General features: G+C 74.6%; 5 protein-coding genes. 4 read left to right on the top strand and 1 reads right to left on the bottom strand.

The features are described 5' to 3' along the window. Nucleotides 1–44 precede the first annotated feature (44 nt). A complete protein-coding gene (locus BL253_RS07475) occupies nucleotides 45–1,511 on the bottom strand; it encodes a hypothetical protein (RefSeq protein ID WP_076814776.1) in 1,467 nt (488 codons plus the stop codon). A 535-nt stretch (nucleotides 1,512–2,046) separates the two neighbouring features. Here BL253_RS07475 and BL253_RS07470 point away from each other — a divergent pair. The 4 genes from BL253_RS07470 (at nucleotide 2,047) to pyk (ending at nucleotide 7,714) form a co-directional block, all read left to right on the top strand. Next, complete coding sequence (locus BL253_RS07470; protein ID WP_076814995.1) at nucleotides 2,047–2,265, top strand: helix-turn-helix domain-containing protein; 219 nt, start codon at nucleotides 2,047–2,049, stop codon at nucleotides 2,263–2,265. A gap of 8 nt (nucleotides 2,266–2,273) precedes the next feature. Next, nucleotides 2,274–3,134 carry an enoyl-CoA hydratase/isomerase family protein gene (locus BL253_RS07465; RefSeq protein WP_081438079.1) on the top strand — a complete coding sequence of 287 codons (861 nt, stop codon included), beginning with the start codon at nucleotides 2,274–2,276 and terminating at the stop codon, nucleotides 3,132–3,134. Nucleotides 3,135–3,520: 386 nt separating this feature from the next. Beyond that, nucleotides 3,521–5,470 (top strand): ABC transporter ATP-binding protein, encoded by a 1,950-nt coding sequence (locus BL253_RS07460; RefSeq protein WP_241834601.1) that lies wholly within the window; start codon nucleotides 3,521–3,523, stop codon nucleotides 5,468–5,470. A gap of 828 nt (nucleotides 5,471–6,298) precedes the next feature. After that, nucleotides 6,299–7,714, top strand: coding sequence for a pyruvate kinase (gene pyk, locus BL253_RS07455; protein WP_076814772.1), 1,416 nt, complete (start codon nucleotides 6,299–6,301; stop codon nucleotides 7,712–7,714). The last annotated feature ends 1,400 nt before the right edge of the window (nucleotides 7,715–9,114 follow it).

The following is a 9,114-nucleotide window of genomic DNA, read 5'->3' as shown; positions in this document are numbered from 1 at the left end:
CGCGTATCCGCTCATCCCTCGCCGGCGAGGGACCAGACAATGGACTACCCGGGCATGAGCAGCGCGGCCAGCGCGGTGGCTACTAGGGCGCCCGCGCCGACCAGGCCGTAGGGGAGCCTGCCGGCGCTGCTGGTGTCCCCGGGGAGCGCAGGGCGTGGGCGGGGGGCGAGTGCGGGCACCACCAGCCAGGGGAACAGCGGCAGCCAGCTCGCCTGCACACCGCCGGCCGCCAGGCCCATCAGCAGGGCGAACAGCGCCGCCGCGGCGGAGCCGACGAGGAACGGCCAGCCCGGCGTCATCGAGATCCGCCGCGCGGCCCGCACCAGCGCCGGGCCACAGCACACGGATACAGCCAGCAGGTCGGGCACCAGCCAGGTCGGCGCGGCGTGGTCGAACAGGTCGGCGCCGGCCCGCGCCAGGCCCTCCGGCCAGGAGTACCCGGCCAGCCGCAGGGCGAACAACGGGGCGAGCGCCCCGGCGCCGGTGATCACGTTGAGCATGGGGCGGCGGCGCACGAAGTAGGCCGCGGCCACCGCCACCCCCAGCCAGATCGCCGGATAGGCGAAGAGCCCGGACACGCCGAGCAGCAGCCCGGCGCCGAGCGCCCACCAGGCGCGCCGCCCCGGCTCGGAGCCGACGACGCCGGCGGCGACCGCCGCCGCCGCCACCGCCGCGGTGACGGCATCCGGCCCGGCGACGGCGAACGGCGCCCAGGGCGCGAACACGAGCACCGGCAGCAGCCGGCGGGCCGCCGGCGTGTGGCACAGCGAGCGCACGGCCAGCCCCACCAGCGGCACGACCAGTGCCCCGATCAGGGTGAACGCCACCCCGACCGCCGTCGCGCCGCGAATCCCCAGCTGGCCGAGCCCCCAGACCAGCAGTTCCGGCCCCGGCGGCCGGCCACTCGCCGCGTCCAGCAGGTCGGATGGGTGCTGGTCGGCCACGGCCAGGAGGCCCGCCGGAGCTCCCAGCCCCCGCCGGGAGGCCATTCCCAGCGCGAGCCACCAGCCGGCGCTCGCCACATACGACAGGCCGAGCAACGGGCCGAACGGGGGCGCGGGCCGGCCTCCGCGGCGCCGGGCGACCAGCGCCACCGCGCCGAGCGCCACGGCGGCCGCCATGGGCGGGAGCAGCGTCGAGCCCTCCAGCCGCGGCGGCCAGGCGAGCGGCAGCGTGCCCCAGGCGATCCCCCTGCCCGCGGCCAGCCCGCTGGCCGAGTACGTCACGCCGGACGCGGCCAGCAGAGCGGTCACGCCGGCCAGCACCGCCGTGACCAGGACCCACCACGCGGTCTCTCCGGCCTGACCGCCCAGCCAGGCGCGCGGGTTGGCCCCGGTCCGGCGGGGGGGCTCCTCGGCCGGACCGGCCCGGGCGGCCGCCGACGAGGGTGAGCCCGCGTCCGCGTCGCCGGCCTCGCCGGCGGAGGTGTCGGCGACCGAGGTGTCGGTGTCGGGGGCGTGTGGTGGGTCGGCGCCCGACTCGGGCCTGGACGCGGTATCGGCGGCGTTCATGCCCTGAGGTCCGGCACCGCGATCACACCATGACGGTAACCATCGCGGGCGCGATCCGCCCGGCCGGCTCCCCGGCATCACCCGTTCCCGGCGATCGTCCGTGGCACCGGGCGTGTTCGCTGGACAGCGCGGGGGAGGCGCCCGCCAGCCTCGCGCCCCGCGGGCGGTGTGCCGGCGGTGGCGGCTGGCGGCGCCAGGCGGCGTGTGGGGGCCTGTGATGGCCCGTGTGGGCTCGTGTGGGCTCGTGTCACCCGCGACGCGCCGCGTTCCCTGTTAGGAACGGCGGCGGTGATTGGGGAGACTGACGCCGTGACGTTGATCCGATCCCGGCGCGCAGGTCACCGGCCCGTCGCCGGAACCGTTCGGGCGTCGGGACTTGCGCCCGCGTGCGGGCGGAGCAGGAGCAACGTCGGGTTCCGCGGGCGCGGCAGGGGGCCACTGATCGCGTGTGATGGATCACATGTGCTTCGAGTGGCGCGTTTCCCGAAGCTGAGTGAAGATCGGTTCGCAGATCATCTACACGGAGGGGGCCACATTGGCCGAGCTTAGGAAAGGGACCCGGATCACCGGCGCCGAGCGTGACAAGCTGGCCGCCGAACTTCGCAAGAAGTACGAGTCCGGGCAGAGCATCCGACTCCTCGMCGAGTCGTCGGGCCGGTCGTACGGCTTCGTGCACCGGATCCTGTCCGAATCCGGAACGACCCTGCGGGGCCGTGGTGGGGCGACCCGGGGCAGCAAGAAGAAGAGCGCCTGATCGTTCCCATGCCGGCCGCCGCCACGATGGCGGCGGCCGGTCTTGGACTGGCCGTCGCGGGTTCGTGCGCGACGGTCACGTTCAGCTCACCGGCCGGGAGGCGACCGGCCGGTGACCGGGCGGCCGCCGGCCTGCCGGTGACGCCCGACCTGATCACGCCCGACCTGATCGCGGACAGTCCGATCACGGACGACCCGGACGCGGCGGTCCAGCTGCCCTCGGTGGCGGCGGCGCTCGCGGCCGTGGGCCGGACCCTGCCCGGCGACATCCGGGTGGTCGTCCTGCGCGGCGACATCTGGTCCGCGCTGCACATCCCCGACCGCGCCACCCTGAAGGACGCGGACCTGACGCCGGACGCCATGGAGCGTCGCGTCGCCGAGTGGCAGGCCGGGTTCACCTGGCTGTCCGCCAGGGCCGACCTGGTCAGCGTCGCGGTGGCCGATGGCCCGGTGAGCGGCGCCGGCCTGCAGCTGGCCCTCTCCTGCGACCTGCGCGTCCTGTCCGAGGACGCGGTCCTCTCGCTGCCCGAGGCCTCGCTGGGGCTGGTGCCCGGCCTCGGCGTCATCGCCACGCTCGTCACACTCGTCGGCTACCCGACCGCGCTCGACCTGTGCCTGACCGGGCGCCGGCTCACCGCGCTCGAGGCGCGGGACGTTGGTCTCGCGCAGCGGGTCGTGCCCAGGGCCGGGCTCGACGCCGCCGCCGACGACCTCGTCGCGGCTCTCCTCGCGGCCCCGCGTGAGGCCGCCGCCGAGGCGAAGGCGCTGCTGCGCGCCGCGGCCACCGGCCGCGGCCGTGGTCGCGATGACACGCTGGCCGCTGAGCGCGCCGCCCTCGCCCGCTGCCTCGCGGGCGATCCCGCCGGCTGACCATCGGCCCCGTCCACCGGCTCGGCATCACGCGGTTCCCCGGCTGGTCTGGCGGTCTCCGCCTGTCCCTGTCGGTCCGCGTGCCAACGGGCGCTGGGACGGCGGCCCGAACGCGGGCCCGTGGCGGGCCGCCCCTTGACCTCAACCTCGGTTGAGGTCTTAGCGTCATCACTCGGAGCCGGAACATCACCCGCAGGGGGGCCGCGCCCTCGCCAGGGCACGGTGGGAATGGCGGCTGTAGTGCCGGTTCTTGCATCTGGGTAACGGTGCCGGTTCGCGCGGTCGCGCGGTGAAACCAGCCAGCTCGGCGACGGGTCGGGCGGTATGGCCAGAACATGGCCGGAGAGGTGACGAGACGGCAGATGGCGGGACCGGCAGGGGGACAGATGGGCGCGTGGACGACCATGCGCGGCTTTCAGCAGGACAGGTCGATCACCCGGCAGAAGCTGAGGCCGGGGACGACGCGGCGGATCGCCGCCTTCGCCCGGCCCTACCGGCGGCTGCTGATCGGGTTCCTGGTGGTCGTGGTCCTCGACGCGGGCCTGGGCACCGCCCTCCCGCTGATCTTCAAGGCGATCATCGATGACGGGATCACCCCGGGCCGGGTCGGCCTCGTCGAGGCGCTCGCCGGCGTCGTGGCCGCGCTCGCCCTCGTCGACGCGGGGCTGTCGCTGCTGCAGCGCTGGCTGTCGGTGCGCGTCGGCGAGGGCCTGATCTTCGACATGCGCGCCCAGGTGTTCGACCACGTGCAGCGCCAGCCGTTGGCGTTCTTCAGCCGTACCCAGACCGGCGCGCTGATCACCCGGCTCAACAACGACGTGCTCGGCGCCCAGTCGGCGTTCACCAACACCCTGTCCGCGGTGTTCTCCAACATGCTGACCGTCAGCTTCACGCTGGCCGCGATGTTCACGCTGTCCTGGCAGGTCACGCTGATCGCGCTGGTCCTGTTGCCGGTGTTCGTCCTCCCGGCGCGGGCGCTCGCGCCCCGGCTGGCGGCGCTCACCCGGGAGAGCTACGGCCTGAACGCCGAGATGAACACGACGATGACGGAGCGGTTCAACGTCGCCGGCGCGCTGCTGGCCAAGCTCTACGGCGACCCGGCGCGCGAGGTCGGCGTGTTTCGCCGCCAGGCCGGGCGGGTCCGCGACATCGGCGTCACCCAGGCGATGTACGGGCGCGTCTTCTTCGCGTCGCTGACGTTGGTCGCCTCGCTCGCGACGGCCGTCGTCTACGGCCTCGGCGGGCGCTACGCCGCGCAGGGCCACATCGCGGTCGGCACGATCGTCGCGCTGACCGCCTACCTCGGCCGGCTGTACATGCCGATCACCCAGCTGTCGAACGTGCAGGTCGACGTGATGACCGCCCTGGTGTCCTTCGAGCGGGTCTTCGAGGTTCTCGACCTCGAACCGGCCATCGCCGACAGGCCGGGAGCGGTGCCGTTGGCGGCGCGCGCCGGCGGCGCCAGCGTCGAGTTCGATGACGTGTCGTTCCGCTACCCGGCGGCGAGCGAGGTGTCCCTGGCCTCGCTGGAGTCGGTCGCCGTGCTCGACCCGCGCGTCCCGGCCCAGGTGCTGCACGGCGTGACGTTCCGGGCCGAGCCGGGAGAGCTGGTCGCGCTGGTGGGCCCGTCGGGCGCCGGCAAGACGACGATCAGCCAGCTGGTGCCGAGGATCTACGACGCGGTCGAGGGCAGCGTCCGGGTCGGCGGCGTCGACGTCCGGGACGTCACGCTCGCCTCGCTGCGCGCCGCCGTCGGCGTCGTCACCCAGGACGCCCACATGTTCCACGACTCGATCCGGGCCAACCTGGCCTACGCGCGCCCCGAGGTCACCGACGACCAGATGTGGGCGGCGCTGGACGCGGCGCAGATCGGCACCCTGGTGCGGTCGCTGCCCGACGGGCTGGACACCGTCGTGGGGGACCGCGGCTACCGGCTCTCCGGCGGCGAGAAGCAGCGGCTGGCGATCGCCCGGCTGTTGGTGAAGGAGCCGAGCGTCGTCGTGCTGGACGAGGCCACCGCGCACCTGGACAGCGAGTCCGAGGCGGCGGTGCAGCGGGCGCTGGGGGCGGCGTTGACCGGGCGGACGGCGCTGGTGATCGCGCACCGGCTGTCGACGATCCGGGACGCCGACCGCATCCTGGTGATCTCCGAGGGCCGGGTGGCGGAGGAGGGCCGGCATGCCGACCTGCTGGCACGCGACGGCCTGTACGCCGAGCTCTACCGCACCCAGTTCGCCACCGACATTCCGGACCCGGGTCGCGCGGAGGGAACCTCGGGCCGCTCCCAGGCCGGCGACCTGGGCGGCCCCCCGGTCGGGCGGCTCACACCGGCCTGAGGCGGACCTCGGGGTGCCCGCGGACGGGGTGCTGGCCGTTGATATGTTCCGCGCGGCGGCTACCCGGTTGGGGTCTCAGGGCCTTACACCGAGATACCCGCCGTATACGGCCATACCCGACCGCGGCGACATTTCAGGACGGGGGCGTCTCGTTATTCCCCTGTCGTTGGTGACACGGTAAATCCACCGTCACCCGAGGTGTTGTTGGAACCGCGAGCCGGCGCGTCGCGGGACGGCTCCGGCTCGTCGACCGGAAGGGCGATGTCCACATCGCCCGACGGCCTGCGGTGAATGGCCGGATTGACACTCATGCCCACGCTCCGGAAGTCCTTGAGCCGCTGTATCATCGCTACCTCCGCACACGTCCGTGAGCACATCAGGAGGGTCGTCGGCCTCCCCGGCATTTCGGGGCGTCCGGAGGTCATCCCGGGCGGGCCGGCGATCGTCGGGCCCGCCGTGCCAGCGGCCACACCAGCGTCACTACCTCTTTGCCCTCTTTCCCATGGCCATGCCTCTGATGGCTACGGGACATCCAGGCGCGGGCACGCGGACGCTGTCGCCGAACCGGCGGCGGTGCGGGTGTACCCCGGCYGGAGGTCGCGCGACGATGCGTTACCTTGAACGGCCGTGGGCGCCGAGATGCACAGTGAAGCGCCGGCGGATGCCGGTGACTTGACGGTACGCCGTCGCGCGCCACGCTGCACTGGTTACGGCATGTACGGTTACTGCGGGACTGTCCGCCGAAGGTGGCGGGTGAAGCACGACGCGCCGGCACAACATGGTGGGCCGGCGTCCACATCAATGACGATCATTTCTAGGCTGGAACTCGTGCCACGAAGAGCCAAGATTGTCTGTACGTTGGGACCGGCCACCAACTCCCCAGAGCGGGTGCGCGCCCTCGTCGATGCCGGAATGGACATCGCGAGGCTTAACTTCTCCCACGGCAGCCACGCGCAACACGCGGCTGTCTACGCGCGGGTCCGTGAGGCCAGCGACGCGGCCGGGCGCGCCGTCGGCATCCTCGCCGACCTGCAGGGCCCGAAGATCCGGCTGGGGAAGTTCGCCGCCGGCGGCGTCACCCTGGTCCCCGGCGAGCAGTTCACGATCACCGTCCGCGACGTCGAGGGTGACCAGCACCAGGTCGGCACGACGTACTCGGGCCTGCCCGGCGACGTCAAGGCGGGCGACCGCATCCTGGTCGACGACGGCCGACTGGCACTGGCGATCGACGGCGTCACCGACACCGACGTCCACACCACCGTCGTCATCGGCGGTCCGGTCAGCAACAACAAGGGGATGAACATCCCGAGCGCGGCGCTCACCGTCCCCGCGCTGACCGAGAAGGACGAGGAGGACCTGCGCTTCGCCCTCGAGCTGGGCGCCGACATGATCGCGCTGTCGTTCGTCCGCTCGGCGGCGGACGCCAGCAAGGTCCGCGCGATCATGGACGAGGTCGGGATTCGGGTCCCGGTCATCGCCAAGATCGAGAAGCCGCAGGCCGTCGCCGAGCTGGACGGCATCGTCGAGGCGTTCGACGCCCTGATGGTCGCCCGCGGCGACCTGGGCGTCGAGCTTCCGCTCGAGGACGTGCCGCTGGTCCAGAAGCGGGTGGTCAGCGCCGCCCGCGAGCGGGCCAAGCCGGTGATCGTGGCGACCCAGGTGCTCGAGTCGATGATCAGCGCGCCCAGGCCGACCAGGGCCGAGGCCAGCGACTGCGCGAACGCCGTGCTGGACGGCGCCGACGCGATCATGCTGTCGGCCGAGACCAGCGTGGGCACATACCCGATCGAGTCGGTCGCGACGATGGCCCGCATCATCGAGACCGCCGAGAGCGACCTGTCCCGGATCCCGGCGCTGCGGACCGCGCCGCGCACCATCGGCGGCTCGATCGCCCAGGCGGCAGCCGAGGTCGGGGCCGCGGTCGGGGCGCGTTACCTGGTCGCGCACACGCTGTCCGGGGACACCGCCCGTCGCCTCGCCCGCTACCGGTCGCACGTCCCGGTGCTCGGCTTCACGCCGATCCCGGCGGTGCGTAGCCAGATGGCGCTGCTGTGGGGAGTGGAGACGTTCGTCGTCCCGTTCGCCAACAGCACGGACGAGATGGTCCGCCAGGTCGACGAGGCGCTGCTCAAGATCGGCCGGTGCAGCCCGGGGGAGCTTGTCGTCGTCGTCGCGGGCACTCCGCCGGGCGTCGCCGGCATGACCAACACGATGCGCGTCCACCGGATCGGCGAGGCGATCTGAGCCACCCGGACTTTCCAGGTCTCCCGAACCGCGGCCGTGGAGGAAGGGCTGGTCGCGGGGCCGCGGCGACGGCACACATAGGCGTCGCGGCGATCGCTCGGTAAGGTCCCCGCCTGTCAGCGTTTTCGTGGCCCTGGGGTGGGCCACCGCGGGCGCGAGCTGTGAGGTCGACGCGGTCGCGGCGGTCGAGCGAGGGCTCCGGACCGCGGACGGCGTGGAACCAGGCGGCGGGAGCGGGTGGATGGTCGAGAAGGGCAACGAGGAGGGGCCGGACGGAGCCGGGCCGCCAGGCTCCGGATCCGCCGCGCCGCCGGGTAACCGGCCCGGCGCGGTGCCCGGCCAGAGCGGTGCCCCCGGCACGCCCGCCAAATCCGGCACACCCGGCGTAGCGAGTACGCCCGGCGCGGCGGGCACGCCGGGCAAGCCCGGCCGGCCCGAGTCCGGAGGAGCTCCTCGGGCCTCGGCCGGTGCCGCCGGGAGCCGGCCGGCCGCGTCACCCGGCGCGTCCCGGCCGGGCGCCGCGCCCGGGTCCTCCCGCCCGGCGGGTTTCCCGCCCGCCGGCCCGTCCTCCGGGAACGCGCCCAAGCCGTCCACCGGTGCCTCGTCCACTGGTTCCTCGCCGGCGGCCGGTGCCGGGGGCGCCGGGCGCTCCCAGTCCGCGGCTCCGGGCCAGCAGCGGTCCCCGGCCGCGCCGCCCGCACCCGGGCGAGGCCCCACGTCGCTCACCCGCGCGGGCGGGCCGGCACCGTCGGCGTCGCCGACCTCGGCGTCGCCGACCCGGTCGGGAGCGGCCGGGCCGTCCGCGCCGGGGCCAGGAGGAGCGCCCTCCGCCAGCCAGCCGGCCTCCGCCTCTCGGCCGCCGCAGGCAGGGTCCTCAGGGTCCTCCCCGTCCCCGGCGGCCTCGTCCCCGCCGGCCACCGGCCGGCCGCCAGCCAACAACGCCGCGGCCGGGCGCTCCGCGCAGGCGCCGGTGCCGGCCACGCGCCCGGCCTCCTCGTCCTCCGGGGCGCCCGCCCGCCCCGGGGCGTCGACGCCCAGCGCGGCTCCGTCCGGCTCCTCGGCCCGCCAGGGACCGTCGTCGGCGCCATCGGGGTCGGCGGCACCGCCGAGAGCGCCGGGCGGGGGTGCCGGCATCGGCGGTACCGCCGCGGCCGGGTCGGCGACGGCCGGTTCCGCGACGGGCGGTTCCGCGGCCGCGCGGCGGCCGCCGGTGGCCAGGCAGGAGCCGTCCGCGCGCTCGTCGGCCTCCTCGAAGCCGGGGCCGGGGTCAGCCGGGGCGCCGAACACGCCGAGTGCCCCAGCGCCGCCGGCGGGTCGTGGGCCCGCGAGCGCCGGGCCGGCGACGTCTCCGGCCGATGCCAACCGGAGCTGGTTCGGGCGAACCGGCAAGGACGACGACG

This window comes from Pseudofrankia asymbiotica (genome assembly GCF_001983105.1).
Lineage (GTDB): Bacteria > Actinomycetota > Actinomycetes > Frankiales > Frankiaceae > Pseudofrankia > Pseudofrankia asymbiotica.
Note: the sequence above shows the minus strand (reverse complement) of the source record. Positions and strands in the feature narration are given on the sequence as shown.

Excerpts from the sequence above, each read along its gene's own strand:
- BL253_RS07475 (WP_076814776.1), bottom strand. The coding sequence starts at position 1,511 with ATGAACGCCGCCGATACCGCGTCCAGGCCCGAGTCGGGCGCCGACCCA.
- BL253_RS07465 (WP_081438079.1), top strand. The coding sequence starts at position 2,274 with ATGCCGGCCGCCGCCACGATGGCGGCGGCCGGTCTTGGACTGGCCGTC.
- BL253_RS07460 (WP_241834601.1), top strand. The coding sequence starts at position 3,521 with ATGGGCGCGTGGACGACCATGCGCGGCTTTCAGCAGGACAGGTCGATC.